This is a genomic window from Achromobacter sp. K91 (assembly GCF_003576205.1).
Taxonomy (GTDB): Bacteria; Pseudomonadota; Gammaproteobacteria; order Burkholderiales; family Burkholderiaceae_B; genus Achromobacter; species Achromobacter aegrifaciens.
Genome location: NZ_QWFB01000031.1, coordinates 294,427 through 311,728 on the forward strand (window position 1 = coordinate 294,427; position 17,302 = coordinate 311,728).

Consider the following 17,302-nt stretch of genomic DNA (forward strand, 5'->3'; position numbering starts at 1 on the left):
ACTCATCCGCATTCCATCCTAAAATGCGCGGTTTGCCGAAAGAACCGTCATGGCCATCGCCATGAAGGGCTTTCATCCTTTACGAATGAGTGTGGTGAAGATGAACAAGCCTTTCATTTCGCTGTGCCCGGAAATCACCCGGACGCACGCGCTGACGCTGATGGATTGGTTGGAAGATGAGCGCGTGACCTGCTATCTGAGCGATTCGCGCAATGTCTCCCGTTTCATCGAGCAAGCCATCGATCGGACCCAGCTGCCGATCCTGACCCATCTGTTCAACCAGGGCGGCCGGTTCTTCATGGCCTATGACAGGCATGACGCCCCGGTGGGCTTCGTGCGCCTCGTCAAGACCGGCCCAGATTGCGAGATCGTCCTGGTGATCGGAGACTGCGACAACTGGGGCCGGAACCTGGGCGCCAGCACGATCCGCGAAGGCATGAAGCTGGCCTTCCTCGACATGCGGGCCGAAAAGCTCATCGCCAAGATCCACCCGGACAACGCGCGTTCGCTGAAGACCTTTCTGCGCAGCGGCTTTCTGCTTGAAAACGAAACACCGACGCTGAAGTCGTTTTCCATGACTGCGGGGCGTTATCTACGACTGTTGCGCGAAGGCGCCGTTGTCGACTCCACCGATATCTACATCACTGAAATCGACAAGGCCCGGCTCAAGAGCCTGATAGAACTCGAGCAGGGTCCGACTATTGTCGAGCTCGAGCACGAGCTGGAGCGCGCCATCGTCGTCAAGCCGCAGCAAGTGGCGCGGGACGTGGTCACGATGAACTCCCGTGCCTTGCTGCAGCTGGACGACGAAGAGATGGAAGTGGCCCTGGTCTACCCTGAAGACGCCGACAGCAGCGCAGGAAAGCTCTCTGTCTGTTCCGATGTCGGGGCCGCCATCCTGGGCTACCAGGAGGGGGATTCCATCGATTGGCGGATTTCGGACCGGACCCGCCGGATCGGGATCAGGAAAGTGCTTTACCAGCCGGAAGCCGCGGGCGATTTCCATCTCTAGATCGGCGTTCGTCTGTCTGGCGCGAACAACCTCGACAGGGATGGCGAAACTTCGCGTGCCGTCAATGCTACCTTCGAAAACGCTCGATCGTGAGTCCCTCGAGGTCGATTTCAGGCTTGCGGCCGCAGACCAGATCCGCCACGATCCGGGACGTTCCGCAAGCCTGGGTCCAGCCGTTCGAGCCATGCCCGCTGTTGAGAAACAGCCCGCCCCAACCAGAGACGCCGAGAATCGGGGGGCCGTCTGGCGTCATGGGGCGCAGACCCGCCCAGAAGGTAGCGTTGGCGTAGTCGATACCATGTGGGAACAGGCTGCGCACCGTCCGGACCAGCACATCCTTGCGGGCCGCCTTCAATGACAAGTCGTGGCCGACCAGTTCGGCCATGCCCGCCGCGCGGATTCTATTGCCCAGCCGTGAAATCATGACCTTGTTGTGTTCATCCATGACCGACATATTGGGCGCTTGATCGGCATTGGTCACCCGCGCGGTAATCGAATAGCCCTTGAGCGGATATACGGGAAGCTTGATCCCCAGCGGCGCAAGCAGTGCCGGAGCCTGGTTGCCCAAGGCGACAACCGTGGCATCGGCCTTCAGTATGCCGCCAGAGGTCTCTGCGCCCACCACCCGACCGCCCTCATGCAGCAATCGCCGCACATCGGTGTCGAAGCGAAACTTCACGCCCGCATGCTGAAGCCAGGCGGTCAATGCCTGGCAGAAAATGTGGCTATCGCCCGAGGCATCGGACGGCAAATGAAGGCCGCCCGCGATCCTGGCGGTGGCGTCTCGCAAGGCCGGCTCGACCGCCAGCGCATCGCGCCCGTTCAACACACTGTGGCGAATGCCGAATTCCCTCAGTGCGCTGGCGGCAATATCGCCATACCGGCACTCCGCTACGGTCTGGAACAGCTGCAACACGCCGCCCGCATGAAAATCGAACGCGATCGGCGTCTCGGCCATGAGCTGCTTCAGGCAAGCGAGACTGTAGTGAGCCACGCGCTGCATGCGCAGTTTGTTGACGCGAAACCGCGGCGCATTGCATTCCATCAGCCATCGCCTGGTCCAACGGAGCCTTTCAAATTCGGGCCAAAGCGAAAAGCGCACCGGGGCATCGGCTTGCAACGCCATCTTCAATACCTTGATCGGCATTCCCGGCGCGGCCCATGGCGCCGCAAAGCTCGGGCACAGACCGCCCGCATTGCCGAAGCTGGTTTCCATTCCCGCCGCCGAGTGGCGTTCCACAACTTCGACGTCATGGCCTTCGCGGCAGAGATAGTAGGCCGTTGTGGCGCCGACTACGCCGGATCCGAGGATGAGAACTTTCATGGGCGTGGTTGTCTTGGTCGATCGTGATGTCTGCGGCGTAGCCGGAAGGCGCTGCCCGGCGATGCCAGGCCGGACCGGATTCAAGAATAAAGGGTGCCGGAGTGAAATTTATTTCATTGTTTTGACGCCAATCCGCGCGAATGGAAAGAAAATTCACCAGCTGTATTGCTAGCATTAATGGCGTGCTGAACATTCGCAATCGGTCCGCGCCTTTGATATGCGCGGCCTTGGGCCGGAACCTCGTCAAATCATGTCTGAACAGATTCGCCGCTTCCCCTCGCTCTCTCATTGGGGCGCATTCACCGCGGTCACGCAAGGCGGCCAGCTGATCGATTGCGAACCGTTCGCCCGCGACAGCGCTCCCTCGGGCATCCTGCAATCGATGCCTGCCATGGTCCACTCGCCGCTACGGGTGAACCGGCCAGCCATCCGGAAGGGATGGCTGCGCGACCGGCACTTGTGCGACGGGAGCGAACGCGGACGTGACGACTACGTTGAGGTCAGTTGGGACGAGGCCCTTGCGGCGGTCCATTCGGAACTCCAGCGAGTGAGGACAGAGCATGGCAGCGAGGCCATCTTTGGCGGCTCGTATGGCTGGTCATCGGCGGGCCGTTTGCACCATGCGCGCACCCAGACGCACCGTTTCCTGAACGCCGGCGGCGGCTTTACGAATCAAGCGGGCAACTATAGCTGGGGCACCGCGCAGTTCCTGCTGCCCCATGTGATCGGCACCTATACGCCGGTTACCGGCCGTGTGACGGACTGGAACAGTGTCACCAGTCATACGCGGCTGCTGATCGCATTCGGCGGCATGCCGTTGCGCAACACGCAGATCACATCGGGCGGCGCCGGGGACCATCCCGTGCCCGGGCAGCTCGAACGGGCGGTAGCCGCTGGCATGGAGCTTGTGGTCATCAGCCCGACCCGGGGAGATGTCCCTGCCGGCGTGCGTGCGCGCTGGATTCCCATTCGTCCCAACACGGACGCGGCCTTGATGCTGGCAATGATCCAGGCGCTGATCGTTGATGGCGTCCACGACGAAGCGTTCCTCCAGACCCACTGCGTTGGATTTCCGGCCTTGCGCGATTATCTCGAAGGCAGTACGGACGGAATCCCGAAGACGCCGGAATGGGCCCAGGCGATCTGCGATGTGCCGGCCGAGACTATCCGCGCACTCGCGCGTCAGGCACGCAACACTCGCACGATGCTGACTTGCGCGTGGTCGTTGCAACGGGCTCATCGCGGCGAACAACCGTATTGGGCAAGCATTGCGCTAGCCGCTGCGTTGGGGCATATCGGGCTGCCTGGCGGGGGCTTTGCGTTTGGGCATGCGTCCATGAATGGCGCGGGAAACCCGCGCATGGAGATCGCGGGACCGGCCATGGAATCGGGACGCAACCCGACCGGCTCGGTGATTCCTGTTGCCCGGGTCACCGACATGCTGCTGCATCCTGGCCAGCACTATGAATTCAATGGGCGGGAAGGTACTTATCCAGACATCAAGATGGTGTACTGGGCCGGCGGCAACCCTTTCCATCACCAGCAGGACCTGAACCGCTTCAGCCGGGCGTGGAGCCGGCCGCAAACGATAGTCGCCCATGAGATCTGGTGGACACCCATGGCTCGGCGCTCGGACATTGTGCTGCCGGCCACCACCACGCTGGAAAGAAATGACATCGGCGGATCGACGCGCGATCGTCACGTGTTCGCCATGCATCAGGCCCTGGCGCCGATCGGCTCCAGCCGCAATGACTTCGACATATACCGGGAACTGGCCGCGCTGGGCGGCTACGAGCATGGTTTTACCGAAGGCCGAGGCGAGATGGAGTGGGTACGGCATATCTACGAATCAATGGCCAAGGAATGGCGCGACTGCGGCCATATGGCCCCTGATTTCGATGCATTCTGGAGCCGCGGGTTCGTGGAAATTCCCGAGCCTGAAAAGCCATTCGTGCTGTTCGAAGAGTTCCGTCGCGACCCCGAGGAACATCCACTGCGTACACCGTCCGGACGCATCGAGCTGTATTCGGAAAAAATCGCCGGATTCGGTTACGCCGATTGCCCGCCCCACCCCAGCTGGCTGACGCCGGACGAATGGCTTGGATCACCCAAGGCTGCAAGGTGGCCGCTGCATCTGCTCACGCCGCAGCCCGCGGGCAAGCTCCATTCCCAAATGGATGGCGGCAAGGCATCGGTGGACCTCAAGGTCAATGGCCGGGAGGCCCTGCGCATTTCGCCGTTGGATGCGCAAGCGCGCCGCATCGGCCAGCATGATCTCGTCAAGATTTACAACGACCGTGGCGCGTGCCTTGCCACCGCGCTTATCGACGCCGACCTCAAGCCTGGCGTGGTGGCGCTGCCTACGGGAGCATGGTTTGACGCTGCCGACGAGGAGCTGGAGATACACGGCAACCCCAACGTATTGACGATCGACGTGGGCACTTCCCGCTTGACTCAGGGAAGCAGTGCCCAGTCCGCGCTGGTGGAGGTAATGCGCTGGGAAGAAGCCGCGCCTTCGGTCCGGGCCCTGGAGGTGCCGGCAATTGCCAAATTGGATCGTGCCGCATAGCCGTCTGGCCCGGGTCCGGACACGGCTTTTCCCAAGCGCCCGGAGCGCCCCTCGATGGGGCGCTCTGGTTCTTGGGAAAACGCCTTATTCCGCGGTGATATTGGCCTGCTTGATGATGGCGCTGTATTTGTCCGTCTCGGCCTGGATGTACTGCGCGAAGTCCGCGCTGTTCCGGTAGGAGCTTTCAAAGCCGAGGTTGTCGAGTTGCTCCTTCATGCTGGCGGACGTCATGACTTTCTGCGTGGCGACTTCCAGCTTCCTGAGTATCGGCTCCGGCAACTTGGCTGGCGCCCACAAGCCATACCAGGAATAAAACTCGAAATTCTTCAGCCCGGCTTCGCGCATCGTGGGAACGTCCGGAAGCAAGGGGCTGCGCTTGTCGCCGGTTACCGCCAGCGCGCGTATCTTGCCTGACTTGACCATCGGCAGCGAGGAGAGCATTGGATCGGCCAGCGCGTGAACCTGTCCGCCGATCAGATCAGTCAAGGCGGGACCGCCGCCTTTATAGAGGACGATCGGGATCTTCAGATCGGAAAGACCGCCTTCATATGCAAACTGCGCGATGGCGAGGTGCCCCGCCGAGCCAAAGCCCGTGGTTGCAAAATTGTATTTGTTGGGAGCTGCCTTCACCACACCGACGAACTCCTGCACGGTCTTCGCGGGGACATCGTTGTTCACGCTGAATATCAATGCGCCTTGCGCCAGACCGCTGATGGGGGTGAAATCCTTCACCGCATCGAAGGTCATCTTCTTCCCATAGAGCAGCGGGTTGATGTTGTGGATCGAGGCATTCAGGTACAACGTATAGCCATCTGCCGCCGAACGGGCGACCACGCCTGCGCCCACCATCCCGGACGCGCCTGCCCTGTTGTCGATGATGACCGATTGCTTCAGCTCCTCGCCCAGCTTCACGGCAAATATGCGGGCGAGGCCGTCGACGGAGCCGCCAGGAGGATGAGGCACCACGATGGTAATCGGGCGGCTGGGATAGGAGGCATCCGCCTTCGACTGCGCCTGTACCGAACCCAGCACGGCCAATCCACCGACAACTGCCGCAATGCCTTTCATGCAAAGGCGGCGAGAACGAATAGGGGTATTACGCATGACGAACGATCTCATTGAAAATGGTTGGGCAACGAATACCGCCCCCCCTCTTCGGCCCCGCAATACATGAAAAAAGGCCGGCGTGGAAAGCGGGGATGATCGTAGGCGAATCAGTAGGTGCCTGGATAGGCTGCGCCGTCTATTAAGATATTCTGGCCGCATATATAGCCGGATTGGGCCGCGCAGACATATGCGCAAAGCGCGCCCAATTCCTCGGGCTCGCCGTAGCGGCCGGCAGGATTGTTGGATCCGCGCTCCGTCCACAGCTGTTCAAAACTCTTGCCGCCTGGCTCCAGCATTCCTTCTATGTGATGCCGCTGCGCATCGGTGGCGAAGACGCCCGGAAGCAGGTTGTTGATGGTGACGTTGTGCCGCACCGTCTGGCGGGCCAGGCCCGCAACAAAGCCCACCAGGCAGGAGCGCGCACCATTGGAAAGGCCGAGTTCAAGCTGCGGGGTTTTGACGCTGCGTGAAACGATGTTCACGATGCGGCCGAAGCGGCGTTCCATCATGCCGTCGACGACCCGCCGGATCATGTCGATCGGCCCGAGGGCCATGGCATCAAGGGCCGCATGCCAGTCGGACTGGGTCCACTGGCGGAAGTCGCCGGGCGGCGCGCCGTCTGCGTTATTGACCAGAATATCGGGCGCGGGACACGCCGCAAGCGCCGCCTCCCGCCCTTCATCCGTGGTGATATTGGCAACTGCGTATCGGACCCGGGTTCCCGTGGCCGCCGTGATTTCCTCAGCGGCCTGGGCCAGCGTGCTTTCCGTGCGCGCCGCGATGGTCACGTTGACGCCTTCGCTTGCCAACTGATGGGCGCAGGCGCGGCCCATTCCCTTGCTGCCGCCGAAAACCAGCGCGTGGCGGCCTCGAATTCCCAAATCCATAGCGTTTCCTATTGCAAAGGCGCAGCCGGATCCATGACATGAAATGGCCGGAAAGGAATTCAGTCAGCAGGAAGCCGCAAGGCGGACAATCTCCCAACGCGCGTTCTTTCCGGCCCCATCCTGCAAGGGATCAGGCGGCCTTCAGTTGCAGCGAATTCCAGCCGTACTTCTTGTCCAGCCCCAGCGCCTTGACCGCGCGCAGGCCCTTGAGCAGAGGCTCTCCTTCCAGTGCGCGCAGCGGCTTGCGCAGTTCGCCTGCCGGCAGGCCCACGGCCTTCATCAGCGATTTGATGGCCACGGGGTTGATGGCCGAGTACGAGTAGTGCAGCAATTGCAGATTGCGCAAATAGGATTCGCGGAAGCTGAAGCTGACCTCGGGCGAGGTCCAGGGCTGGGAAATTTCCGTCAACTCTGCCGGCGCGATATTGCCGGTCATGTTGGCCGTGCCATGGCCACCCAGGCTCATGGTCGGCACGACCAGGCCCAGATTGGGCGAATCGCAGCACATCACGGATACGTCGGGCGCGCCGTATAGCACCTGCGCCACCTGGCCCACGCGCGTGGTGGATTCCTTGTGGACCACGTAGTTCGGGTGCTTGAAGATGCGCAGCAGCTGATCCCAGTGCAGATCGCTCTTGACCCGCGGCGGATTGTTGTAGATGCCCAGCGGCAGATCGGTGGCGTCGGCTATCTCGAGGAAATAGCTTTCGATGTCCGCTTCGGAGGCGCAGATGTAGGCAGGCGCTGCCAGAATGGCGCCATCGGCGCCGTTGGCCCGCGCAAAGCGCAGGTAATCCATGGTGGCCTCGGTGTTGTTGCCGGTGCAGCCATAGAAGAGCTTCATCTTGCCGGTCTTCATCTTCGCGGTTTCCACGATGATGTCCTGGCGCTCTTTTTGTGACAGCATGGAAACCTCGCCCGTGGATCCCATGATGAGCACGGCGCTGGTGCCGTTGTCTTCCTGGAACTTCAGCAGTTCGCGGAAGGCTTCGTAATCGGGACTGCCATCCTTGTTGAAGGGCGTAATCAGGGCCACGAAGGACCCGGTGATCTTCATCTTGCTCATGTGTATCTCCAGTAATGGACGAGTCAAAAATGGTGGAAGCTCAAACCGAGCGGGCGACTTCTTTCTGAGTATCTTGCTGCTGCGCGTCCTGGCAGGCAACCATCGCAGCCAAACCTTGCTTCAAGTCGGCGATCAGGTCTTCCGGGTCTTCCAGTCCCACATGCATGCGTACTGCCTTGCCCTTGTGAGGCCAGCGATCACCATGGTGCTTTCCCGGAGTGAACGGTATGGCCAGGCTTTCATATCCGCCCCAGGACACGCCGATTCCGAAATGATGCAAGGCATCGACAAAGGCGGCGACTGATTCGTCGTCGCTGGCGCGCAGGACTACCGTGAACAGGCCGCTTGCCCCCTTGAAATCACGCTTCCAGATGGCATGGCCCGGATGCGACGGCAGCGCGGGATGCACCACGGCCTCGACCTCGGCTTGTTGTTCCAGCCACTGGGCCACGCGGATTCCCGACGCCATATGCTTCTGCAGCCGCACGTCCATGGTGCGCAGCCCGCGCAATGCCAGGAAGATATCGTCGGGACTGGCCGTCTGGCCCATTTCCTGCGTCGTCTCCCTGACCTTGGGCCAGGTGGCTTGGTTGCAGGTCACCACGCCCAGCATGGCATCCGAATGACCCACGATGTACTTGGTCGCGGCATGGATGGACACATCGACGCCATGGTCGAAAGCCTTGAAGAACAATGGCGTGGCCCAGGTGTTGTCCATGACGACAAAGGCGCCGTGCGCGTGCGCGGCCGCCGCGATGGCGGGAATATCCTGGATTTCGAGCGTTTCGGAACCCGGCGATTCGACAAATACGACGCGCGTATTGGGCTGCATGAGCGATTCGATGCGCTTGCCGCAAGCAGGGTCGTAGACCTGTACCTCAACCCCGAAGCGGCTGAGCACGCGATCGAGGAAGGAGCGGGTCGGGGAATAGGCGCTATACGAAACCAGGATATGGTCGCCGGCCTTGAGCAAAGCGGTGAGCGTCGTGGCGATGGCCGCCAGGCCCGAGGGAAAGACCAGGGAGCGGTGTCCGCCTTCCAGGGTGGCCATGGCCTCCTCGAACGCGTGGGTGGTGGCGGTTCCATAGCGGCCATAGGTGGTGGCGCCCGGCTCTTGCGCGGCGCGGGCGCGCTTCATTCCTTCCCATTCCGCCATGCTGCCCGCGAGTATCGTCGATGCCCTGCAGATGGGGGTATTCACCAGGCCGCCAAAACGTTCCGGATGCCGGCCTGCGCTGACGAGTTGAGTGCTTTGCCTCATGAACTTCAATCTCCGTGGATGCACGGCCAGCGCTTCCAGGGGAAGTCGATGACCACTGATGACGTGATCAAGTCTATGAGGAGAGTGGGTGAAAACTCTTCGATTTTTTACCCCTTCCGGAGGCAAAAAGAGAAAAATAATCACCGCCGAATCCTGACAATCTGGCGAAGGCGGACTGGCTAAGCCGGGTCAGCTCAGACCCGGGGGAGGAAAGGCCTCAGCTTCGGGCAGCGGCGCGCGCGCGTCTCGGCCTGCTTGCGTCAAGGGAATTCCACCGGCCCGCGCGTTCTTCGATGGTGGAGGGAAAAATCTCCAGGCAAAGCTTGTGAAGCGAACGCACGAATGGATTCGATTTCAGGAACATGGCTTCGCCGAAATAGATGGGAATCCTCGGCGCGTTGGGAAGCGCGATGCAGCTCAGGCGCCGATCCGACTCGTCGATGCACCACGTGGGAAGCAATGCGAAACCCAGGCCTTCATCGACGCAACGCTTGACGCTCATGCTGGTCGAAGTAGACACCGCGACCTTGGGCTGCTCGTTGCCGACCGACAAATAGTCCAGTGCGATATTGCGGAGCATCTGGCCCGGTTCATATGTCACCAGCGGCCGTCCAAGCGCCCATTCCGGAACAGCCGTCTCATCGGCTGGCGCCGGCCAGCTCGACGGGAACGCCAGCGCCGGCTGGTAGTGGCAGATAACGCGCTGCGGAATCACGGTGTCGCCGAAATAGCGCTCGCTCAAACAGACATCCAGCGAGCCGTTGCGAATCAGCTCCGGCAGCGAGACGTCCTTTTCGTAGCCGACGATCTCGACGTTGGGATACATGCGCCGAAACTTCGTCAGCACCGGCGGCAGCAGGTAGTAGAAGATCGCGTGCGGCATCCCGATACGGATGACTGGCCGTTCCTTGTCGATCAGGTTGCCCAGGCGCGTCAGCATGACGTCGAATTCCGGCGCCAGCAGCCGGTAAAGGCTGGTGCCGCGCGGAGTGAGCTTGATCGACTTGGCGCCGCGCCCAGCCACCACCAGCTTCTCGCCGACGCGCTGCTCGAGGCGCCGGATGTGATTGGCCACCGACTGGTAGGTGATGTTCAGCCGGCGCGCCGCGGCGGAATACGTGCCCTCCTGTGCGACAAGGAAAAAAGTCTGCGTGAGAGTAAGGTCCACCTCTTGCATCGCGCCTCCGGCTCGCCGGCTCAAATATAAAATTTCTTGTAGGTTTGGCTCGATGAATTGTATCGCCCCCGGGGGTAGCGGCCTATAACATCGACCTCAGGTTTGGCCTCCGAACCGCGCGGCGGCAACGGCATACAGGTATGTACGCTGCGCAAAAGGGAGGGTAAGTTGAGTGAGCCATGGACAAGAAAGATCGCTGCATCCTCGCGTTGCTTCAGACTGATGCGCGCCTCTCGAACAATGAAATCGCCGAACGGGTCCACCTGTCCCCGACCGCATGCTGGAAGCGGATTCAGCATCTGCAGGCGTCCGGCCTTATTCGCCGCCAGGTTTGCCTGTTGGACAACAACAAGGCGGGGCTGGGCGTGACTGTGTTCGTGTCGATAAAGACGAACCGCCATGACCTGAATTGGCTCGAGAAATTCTCGCTCGGCGTCAAGGATATGCCGGAGGTCATGGAGTTCTATCGGATGACCGGCGACACCGACTACCTTCTCAAGGTGGTGGTGCCCGATATCGCCGGGTTCGATTTCGTCTACAAGAAGCTCATCCAGGTCGCTGAACTGTTTGACGTCAGTTCGAGTTTTGCGATGGAGGAACTCAAGTACACCACGGCGTTGCCACTTGACCATCTTTGATGCGCAGGCGCGACAAGCCCCAGTCTGAGGGAATTGCATCCCAAACCGAGGAATTGGACGTGGCGCGTAATTGGAGCGGGTGATGGGAACAGAACTTAGCATCCAACTCTTTGATTAATAAGGTGACACCACCGCCTTGGAAGCGAGGATGTACCGCATTCTGGACCAGTTTGGCGGCTGCTGTCCACTCTCCTTAGGCGCTAACACAAAAATTGTGTTTCACGCTATTATGGACAAATTGGACTTATATAGACCATAATAGCGAACATGCCACGCAAACCGCCTATCGTCTTCCCTCAAGAACAGCGTCTCCTGTCCGCCCTGGGAGAGCGGCTGCGCCTTGCCCGTAAGCGACGCAAGCTAAGCAATGCCGTCGTAGCGCAACGAGCAGGAATTTCAAGGACCACCTTGTACAAGGTTGAGGCGGGTGATCCTGGGGCCACCCTGGGGTCCTATGTTCGGGTTCTGGCCGTGCTAGGTCTTGAGGGCGACCTCAATCAGCTTGGGGCCGACGACAGAGTTGGTCGGAAACTGCAGGATCTGGCGCTGGAGCCAGCGCCCAATCGCCGCACCGCTACCCGCGCCAAGACGGTCAAGCCCTCATCAGCCTCGAACGATGAGGAGCCCACATGAGCACGCCGGACAACACCCTGGAGGTGTGGCTTGACGACGACCGCGGCCCTGCACTTCAGGTCGGCACACTCGCCCATGACCGCGGCCAGATCCGCTTCCATTACGAACGCGATTGGCTACAAGACCCTCGCGCCTTCGCGCTGGACCCCGACCTCTCTCTGGACGAACACCCCTTCTTTCCCAAGCCTGAGCTAGGCAACTTCGGCATCTTCCTGGATTCGTCACCAGACCGATGGGGACAAACACTGATGAAGCGGCGAGAGGCCCTACAGGCAAAGGATGAGCAGCGCTCTCCCCGTACGCTGTACGCCTGGGACTTCCTGATCGGCGTGCAAGACCTCACTCGTCAAGGCGCCCTGCGCTTTCGCCGGCCAGGTACGGAGGCGTTTCTCGGCGAAGAGAAAATGGCGGCTCCGCCGGTGACGACGCTACGAGAATTGGAAGCCGTGGCCTACCAACTCAGCAACCGGCGTATCGACGATCTAGATGCACTACGAAAATGGCTCGCCGTGCTCGTCGCACCTGGCGCGTCTTTGGGTGGAGCAAGGCCAAAGGCCAACTTTACCGAAGCCGACGGGTCACTCTGGATCGGCAAGTTTCCGTCCCGAGATGACGATCGAGACGTCGGAGCTTGGGAGTATGTTGTACACCAACTCGCACAAGCAGCGGGGATAGACGTACCGCCTGCGAAGCTCATCAAGTTAAACAACGACTTCCATACCTTCTGCGTCCAACGCTTCGATCGCACCAACGGTTCGCGACGCTTCTATGCCTCGGCAATGACATTGCTTCGCAAAACTCAAAGTGAAGGTACGAGCTATTTGGAATTGGCGCAGTTCATTCGCGCTCAGGGCGATGCCGAGCATGCGGATGCAGACTTGGAACAACTATTCCGGCGAGCGGCATTCAACGTCGCGGTTGGCAACCGCGACGACCACCTTCGCAATCACGGATTCGTGCTTGGCAAGACAGGATGGAGACTTGCACCCGCGTTTGACGTCAATCCGAATATCGACAAGGCGGAGCATGTTTTGAATATTGACGATGTCGACAATCGACCTAGCCTAGAGACTGTTCTCAGCACGGCCGCTTTTTATGGGCTGGGCGACGTGCAGGCTAGGCAAATTGTGGATGGGGTAGTCGCGGCTGTGAATCATTGGCAGGACGCTGCTCGTCGGATGCGTATTAGTGGTGCGGATATTGATTTGACCGCAGGGGCGTTCTCGGTAAATAAAGCATAGGGAAGAAGGCTGCCTGACGGGCGTCTGCTTTCGGCCAGGAGCAGTCGTTCGATGGAGCAGGTTCGAATGACCGCTCCCAATCTAGCGGTAGGCCAAAGTTCAGGCACACATCTTCGCACCGATAACGCTGAAAGCGTATGTCGAAGCAGCAACGCTAGACGTCGTCATCAACAAGAATAAATATTGGACGCCGCGCTCTGAGAGAGGGTGCTCAACTATTTCCTGGACCGCGACATCACGTAGCCAATTGGCACAGGCTTGAATTGCCGGTTCTTCACCTTACGACGTTGCTCGCCCCGAAGTTGCTCGTAGTCGATCTCTCCCAGCACGTAGTAGTCGCTGATACCACCCTTCACTTGCACTACATCTCGGGCGTATTCCTGAATCGCAGGTGCTCTGATCCGACTATCGCCGAACTTGCGATTGTTGGCCTGTACAACGAAGGCATGCAGGTCGTTGGCAGTTGATTCAACAAGGGCAGAAAAGGTCTTTGTGTCTGGGTTCCATTCCAAAGCAAATAGTGCGTCTATCTCTCCTCGCAGCCAATTACGATGCGAGATATTTGTGAGGTCGCTGCAAATGAGCAGCGAAAAGTGGAAGTCGCGATGCACGTACAATGTCGGCTTCGCTTTCGCGCCAGTTGGCTTGTAAATTACCCCCGTCTTTCCAAGCAACCTCTTCAGCTCCTGTCGCTCGCCGTGCGCTGGCTCGAACTTGGGTTGCAGAACCACAACGCTGCTTGCATACCCGGGCCAATAGGTCGTCAGTGACACCAGGCTATCGTTCCTCAGCTTCTTGGTCACCCGATCACGGTGGTATTCGACTCCTGCCAGCATCGAGACCCCGTTGGCCGCTAGCTTGCGCGCGGCACGTAGTGCCCATCGCAACGGAATACTTAGCTCCGGCATAACAATGTAATCAGGCCTCTTCTGCTCCTTCAATATTCGGTTGATCAATCCGTTGAAGGCAACATATCGGCTTGCTGACCTGTCCTGCTTTCCGCGCGCGGCTGCAGCCCACTGGGCATCAGACGTCTCCAGACTTGTTACTGCAACTCGAACACGTTCCCTTGGTCGGCCTGGGGCAATGAAGTGAGCAATTGGCGAGCCTTTATCGTGCGAAAACCCTATCGAACTGGCAGTGACCACCTCTGCGCCACGAAGGAAACGAATGACGTTCCGGAAGAGAGCCGAGTCAGATAGGACAGCCGGCGCCACAAGCCCGATCTCGTCGATACGAAGCGGCCGCGTAGGAAATGCCAGTGCGGGCCAATGCGGAACTTTGAGATCCGTAGCGTCTAGCCGGAATCGTCGTATTGCGCCGAGTCGCAGCTGCCGTCGCACTTCCATTTCGCGTGGAACCTTCGGGCCCTCCTCATCGACCTGCTGATGTTGGAACCAGTGCTCTTTGTATGGTCGGCGCCCCCAGTCCGAAAGCAGCACCTGGTTCACCAAAGACTCAAGTGACCGAACGGTAGATGGAACTCTGACGCTGCTGCTCAACAGTTTGAGCTTCCGAAGAACACCTAGGTACCCAGGAGTCAAATTTACAGACCTGAGTGTGCCAGCCTGCAGCCCCGCCTGCAGCAAGGCAAGTGCGTACTGCTGAAGGCAGAGTTGGAATCCGGCTTTCTGATCCGATTGGCCGAACGTAGTTGTCGATTGAAGGAGCGCAGAAATCGCGGCGAGATCAAGAATTAACGTCTTGGCTCGTTGAATGTCGCCACAGCTCAACATCAAGCCAAAAATGCGCGGGATATAGCCGAAGTAGTCAAAGAACCCTACGGGTGTCACCACGTGTCGACTTACGAGACCATAGAACTCCTCACGTAGCGATTTCCATGAACTCGGCGCCAAGTCTGCACCGTACGTTTCAATGTCACTAAGAAGAAGAGAAAAGCCAAGTCGCCGCACGGAAACCACATCGGCTCTTCTTAACGCATCGGCCTGCAATGCAGCATTCGGAGTAGCAAGCAAGGCCCGAGATGCCATTGCAATTCCCGACTCGGGCACCGATGGCAACAACCTGTACTCGCTTGACTGCTGCCGGATTTGATCTCTAATGTGATGGACGAGGTCTGAGCCATGCGCGGACGAGAGTGCAAAAATCTTCTGCTTCGGACCTGTGAAAACCAGCTCGGAATCCTTCGCATATGGCAACTTTAAAGTTAGCGAATCAGGGCCTCCCTCGCCCTTCATGACTGACACAAGTGGGGTCAGTATTTCTGCAATGCGCGCGGTTACGCGTTGAGCGCCGTGGTCTTCATCTGTTGAGTCCAACACCAGAAAAATGTCATCAACGTATCGCCCGTAGTAGAGGGGTTGGAGGTTGGCGGCAATTGTCTGATCAAACTCAGCCAGCAAGACATTCGCGATAATCTTCGAAGCAGACAGCCCAACCGGGATTGCGCCGGCTGGCCGATGATGGTAATCCGGTGTGCTCTGATACCAAGTTTCGATGGCCTCAAGCAATCGCTCAGTGAATCGCTTCTCCGCTGTCGTCAGTTCCAGTCCGATGAATTCCAGGAAGGCCTTTCTCAGCAGGAATTTCGGCGAAACGCGGTGATAGAACTTCTCGATATCCATCGTGATGGCCAGAATGCTCTTACCAGCCTCAAGGGCAATGTCCATGGACGACAGCCCGCGCTCACGCCAATCTCGATAAGCAGAGAAGTATGGAATGAACAGCCCTGGGGTGGAGAGGTTTACCCCAGGATCACTGATTCTCTCGTCGGGAAGCCCGCTGCTTGATCTCCTAAGCCGATTGCCAAAAGAGGTTGTTCGATCCAATGCGGCATCAAAAAGATGTCCTACGAAAATGATCCACAGAGCGGACACAATCTGGAAATCGACCGTCGGCCTAATGACAAGCCGAAGTGCGGCATGAGCTCTCTCTCCTGACTCGTCGAAGCGGTGCTGCCAATCCTTCCTGGGATCAAGCGCACGGAAGTGTCCATCATTGTTCGCGTCCCATGCACTGCAATCTACCGACTTCGGCAAATACGCATGATCACCAATGAAATCCAGGTCTGTCGACCACGTAACAGGGCGTTCCAACAGGCGCGACCGGAGCCGGCGAAGATTGGCATCTAGAGTCTGCTCATACTTTGTGAAGGCTAAGGCATGAAAGTGCGTGTTCTCATAAAACGCCTCTGCCTTCGCCTTTCGATATGCGATGTACAAATTCCCCAGACTGAACATTTCTGACCGCGATGCTGGCATATGCCTCCCTTGCTGAGGTCCACAGGCTACTTAATAGTGGCCGGGCCCTGGTCTACTTCTTCTCATTCCTGGCGCTGCAAATCAGGCACTGACATGTTTCCATGCGCCTAAACAGTCATCAGCGGGTGTTGATTTTATCTTCTCGAACGTCCGCAATGGGTCGGATAACGACCCTCCGTAGGAGCACACTGAATCTTCCTTTACGCGAAAGGAGATTGTCATGGAATCCGCGAATGTCGCCGTTGGCCGTCGTGTGCCATGGAACAAGGACAAACTCACCGGGCAGAAGCCACCTCTAAAGCTAGGAGAAATTTGGGCAATCAGAACGAGACTGCGGATGGCGTCGAACGTCCGGGAACTCGCAATGTTCAATCTCGCAATCGATAGCAAGCTTCGAGCGTGCGATCTCACGCGGTTGCAGGTGCAGGACATCCGTCACGGAAGCCACGTGGCCGCGAGAGCCACCGTCATGCAACAAAAGACCCAGCGTCCGGTGCAATTCGAGATCACGGAGCAAACCCGTGGGAGCGTTGAAACATGGATCGAGGCACGAGGGCTAAAGGCGGCGGATTTTCTGTTTCCGAGCCGTTTGCATACGTCGCCGCATCTGTCGACGCGGCAGTACGCCCGGATTGTGCATCGCTGGGTCGCATCGATTGGCCTCGACGATACCGCGTATGGCACCCACACTATGCGCCGTACTAAAGCCTCGCTGATCTATCGTCGGACCAAGAATCTTCGGGCGGTACAGCTGCTGCTCGGGCATACGAAGCTGGAAAGCACAGTTCGCTACCTTGGCATCGAGGTCGACGATGCTCTTGAGATGGCTGAACAAACAGAGGTTTGATGCATCCTGGCCGGCAAGCGGTCGCTTGCCGGCCATGAACCGTCGTCCGGGGCGATGTTGCGAATGCCAGGCCCTAGACTGCCGGCCCTCACTCGCTGATAGTCCAACTAGATACATTCAAATCCGCCAAATTGCCGCCAAAGCTCCTACGCAGGTTGGCGCAGCGAAGACGCTCGACCGGTCGAGTTGAAAGCCTCGAGCGGCAAAGACCCGCTGACGGCACTTTCGGCCAACCTAAACCCAGGCGCACCAAACTGGACGAGCAAGACTTTAGTGATATGGACGACGAGCTTCTGCCGTCAGGAACGCCTGCAGCCCG

General features: G+C 59.1%; 13 protein-coding genes. 6 read left to right on the forward strand and 7 right to left on the reverse strand.

Going from position 1 to position 17,302, the window contains the following annotated elements; genetic code table 11:
- Nucleotides 1–49: 49 nt before the first annotated feature.
- The gene (locus DXK93_RS14760; protein WP_054452190.1) at nt 50–1,012 is read left to right on the forward strand and encodes a bifunctional GNAT family N-acetyltransferase/nucleoside diphosphate kinase regulator; all 963 of its coding nucleotides are present in this window, start codon (nt 50–52) and stop codon (nt 1,010–1,012) included.
- 67 nt (nt 1,013–1,079) lie between these two features.
- On the opposite strand, the gene DXK93_RS14765 is transcribed toward DXK93_RS14760, so the two are convergent.
- Nucleotides 1,080–2,336: a D-amino acid dehydrogenase gene (locus DXK93_RS14765; RefSeq protein WP_119450443.1), complete on the reverse strand. Its 1,257-nt coding sequence runs from the start codon at nt 2,334–2,336 to the stop codon at nt 1,080–1,082.
- 250 nt (nt 2,337–2,586) lie between these two features.
- Here DXK93_RS14765 and DXK93_RS14770 point away from each other — a divergent pair, with 250 nt between their 5' ends.
- Nucleotides 2,587–4,905 (forward strand): molybdopterin-dependent oxidoreductase, encoded by a 2,319-nt coding sequence (locus DXK93_RS14770; protein ID WP_119450444.1) that lies wholly within the window; start codon nt 2,587–2,589, stop codon nt 4,903–4,905.
- An 84-nt stretch (nt 4,906–4,989) separates the two neighbouring features.
- Here DXK93_RS14770 and DXK93_RS14775 read toward each other — a convergent pair whose 3' ends face one another.
- The 5 genes from DXK93_RS14775 to DXK93_RS14795 all read right to left on the reverse strand — a co-directional run bounded on the left by DXK93_RS14775 (nt 4,990) and on the right by DXK93_RS14795 (nt 10,403).
- The gene (locus DXK93_RS14775) at nt 4,990–6,009 is read right to left on the reverse strand and encodes a tripartite tricarboxylate transporter substrate binding protein (protein WP_233564554.1); all 1,020 of its coding nucleotides are present in this window, start codon (nt 6,007–6,009) and stop codon (nt 4,990–4,992) included.
- Nucleotides 6,010–6,119: 110 nt separating this feature from the next.
- A complete protein-coding gene (locus DXK93_RS14780) occupies nt 6,120–6,899 on the reverse strand; it encodes an SDR family NAD(P)-dependent oxidoreductase (RefSeq protein ID WP_054452198.1) in 780 nt (259 codons plus the stop codon).
- 130 nt (nt 6,900–7,029) lie between these two features.
- Nucleotides 7,030–7,965, reverse strand: coding sequence for a 4-hydroxy-tetrahydrodipicolinate synthase (locus tag DXK93_RS14785; RefSeq protein ID WP_119450446.1), 936 nt, complete (start codon nt 7,963–7,965; stop codon nt 7,030–7,032).
- Nucleotides 7,966–8,005: 40 nt separating this feature from the next.
- On the reverse strand, nt 8,006–9,226 hold the full coding sequence (metC, locus tag DXK93_RS14790) for a cystathionine beta-lyase (RefSeq protein WP_119450447.1): 1,221 nt from the start codon (nt 9,224–9,226) through the stop codon (nt 8,006–8,008).
- Nucleotides 9,227–9,443: 217 nt separating this feature from the next.
- The gene (locus DXK93_RS14795; protein WP_054459354.1) at nt 9,444–10,403 is read right to left on the reverse strand and encodes a LysR family transcriptional regulator; all 960 of its coding nucleotides are present in this window, start codon (nt 10,401–10,403) and stop codon (nt 9,444–9,446) included.
- A gap of 179 nt (nt 10,404–10,582) precedes the next feature.
- Between DXK93_RS14795 and DXK93_RS14800 the strand changes: the two genes are divergently transcribed.
- The 3 genes from DXK93_RS14800 to DXK93_RS14810 all read left to right on the forward strand — a co-directional run bounded on the left by DXK93_RS14800 (nt 10,583) and on the right by DXK93_RS14810 (nt 12,915).
- On the forward strand, nt 10,583–11,041 hold the full coding sequence (locus DXK93_RS14800; RefSeq protein ID WP_054459352.1) for an Lrp/AsnC family transcriptional regulator: 459 nt from the start codon (nt 10,583–10,585) through the stop codon (nt 11,039–11,041).
- A 267-nt stretch (nt 11,042–11,308) separates the two neighbouring features.
- Nucleotides 11,309–11,674 (forward strand): helix-turn-helix domain-containing protein, encoded by a 366-nt coding sequence (locus DXK93_RS14805; protein WP_119450448.1) that lies wholly within the window; start codon nt 11,309–11,311, stop codon nt 11,672–11,674.
- The gene (locus DXK93_RS14810; RefSeq protein ID WP_119450449.1) at nt 11,671–12,915 is read left to right on the forward strand and encodes a type II toxin-antitoxin system HipA family toxin; all 1,245 of its coding nucleotides are present in this window, start codon (nt 11,671–11,673) and stop codon (nt 12,913–12,915) included. Before DXK93_RS14805 ends, DXK93_RS14810 begins: the two co-directional genes overlap by 4 nt.
- A gap of 215 nt (nt 12,916–13,130) precedes the next feature.
- Here DXK93_RS14810 and DXK93_RS14815 read toward each other — a convergent pair whose 3' ends face one another.
- The gene (locus tag DXK93_RS14815; protein ID WP_119450450.1) at nt 13,131–16,115 is read right to left on the reverse strand and encodes an RNA-directed DNA polymerase; all 2,985 of its coding nucleotides are present in this window, start codon (nt 16,113–16,115) and stop codon (nt 13,131–13,133) included.
- A gap of 241 nt (nt 16,116–16,356) precedes the next feature.
- Between DXK93_RS14815 and DXK93_RS14820 the strand changes: the two genes are divergently transcribed.
- On the forward strand, nt 16,357–16,983 hold the full coding sequence (locus DXK93_RS14820) for a tyrosine-type recombinase/integrase (RefSeq protein WP_119450451.1): 627 nt from the start codon (nt 16,357–16,359) through the stop codon (nt 16,981–16,983).
- Nucleotides 16,984–17,302: the final 319 nt, after the last annotated feature.

What these genes read in the sequence shown, in the direction of transcription:
- DXK93_RS14760 (WP_054452190.1), top strand. Translation starts at nt 50, where the DNA reads ATGGCCATCGCCATGAAGGGCTTTCATCCTTTACGAATGAGTGTGGTG.
- DXK93_RS14765 (WP_119450443.1), bottom strand. Translation starts at nt 2,336, where the DNA reads ATGAAAGTTCTCATCCTCGGATCCGGCGTAGTCGGCGCCACAACGGCC.
- DXK93_RS14770 (WP_119450444.1), top strand. Translation starts at nt 2,587, where the DNA reads ATGTCTGAACAGATTCGCCGCTTCCCCTCGCTCTCTCATTGGGGCGCA.
- DXK93_RS14775 (WP_233564554.1), bottom strand. Translation starts at nt 6,009, where the DNA reads ATGCGTAATACCCCTATTCGTTCTCGCCGCCTTTGCATGAAAGGCATT.
- DXK93_RS14780 (WP_054452198.1), bottom strand. Translation starts at nt 6,899, where the DNA reads ATGGATTTGGGAATTCGAGGCCGCCACGCGCTGGTTTTCGGCGGCAGC.
- DXK93_RS14785 (WP_119450446.1), bottom strand. Translation starts at nt 7,965, where the DNA reads ATGAGCAAGATGAAGATCACCGGGTCCTTCGTGGCCCTGATTACGCCC.
- metC (WP_119450447.1), bottom strand. Translation starts at nt 9,226, where the DNA reads ATGAGGCAAAGCACTCAACTCGTCAGCGCAGGCCGGCATCCGGAACGT.
- DXK93_RS14795 (WP_054459354.1), bottom strand. Translation starts at nt 10,403, where the DNA reads ATGCAAGAGGTGGACCTTACTCTCACGCAGACTTTTTTCCTTGTCGCA.
- DXK93_RS14800 (WP_054459352.1), top strand. Translation starts at nt 10,583, where the DNA reads ATGGACAAGAAAGATCGCTGCATCCTCGCGTTGCTTCAGACTGATGCG.
- DXK93_RS14805 (WP_119450448.1), top strand. Translation starts at nt 11,309, where the DNA reads ATGCCACGCAAACCGCCTATCGTCTTCCCTCAAGAACAGCGTCTCCTG.
- DXK93_RS14810 (WP_119450449.1), top strand. Translation starts at nt 11,671, where the DNA reads ATGAGCACGCCGGACAACACCCTGGAGGTGTGGCTTGACGACGACCGC.
- DXK93_RS14815 (WP_119450450.1), bottom strand. Translation starts at nt 16,115, where the DNA reads ATGTTCAGTCTGGGGAATTTGTACATCGCATATCGAAAGGCGAAGGCA.
- DXK93_RS14820 (WP_119450451.1), top strand. Translation starts at nt 16,357, where the DNA reads ATGGAATCCGCGAATGTCGCCGTTGGCCGTCGTGTGCCATGGAACAAG.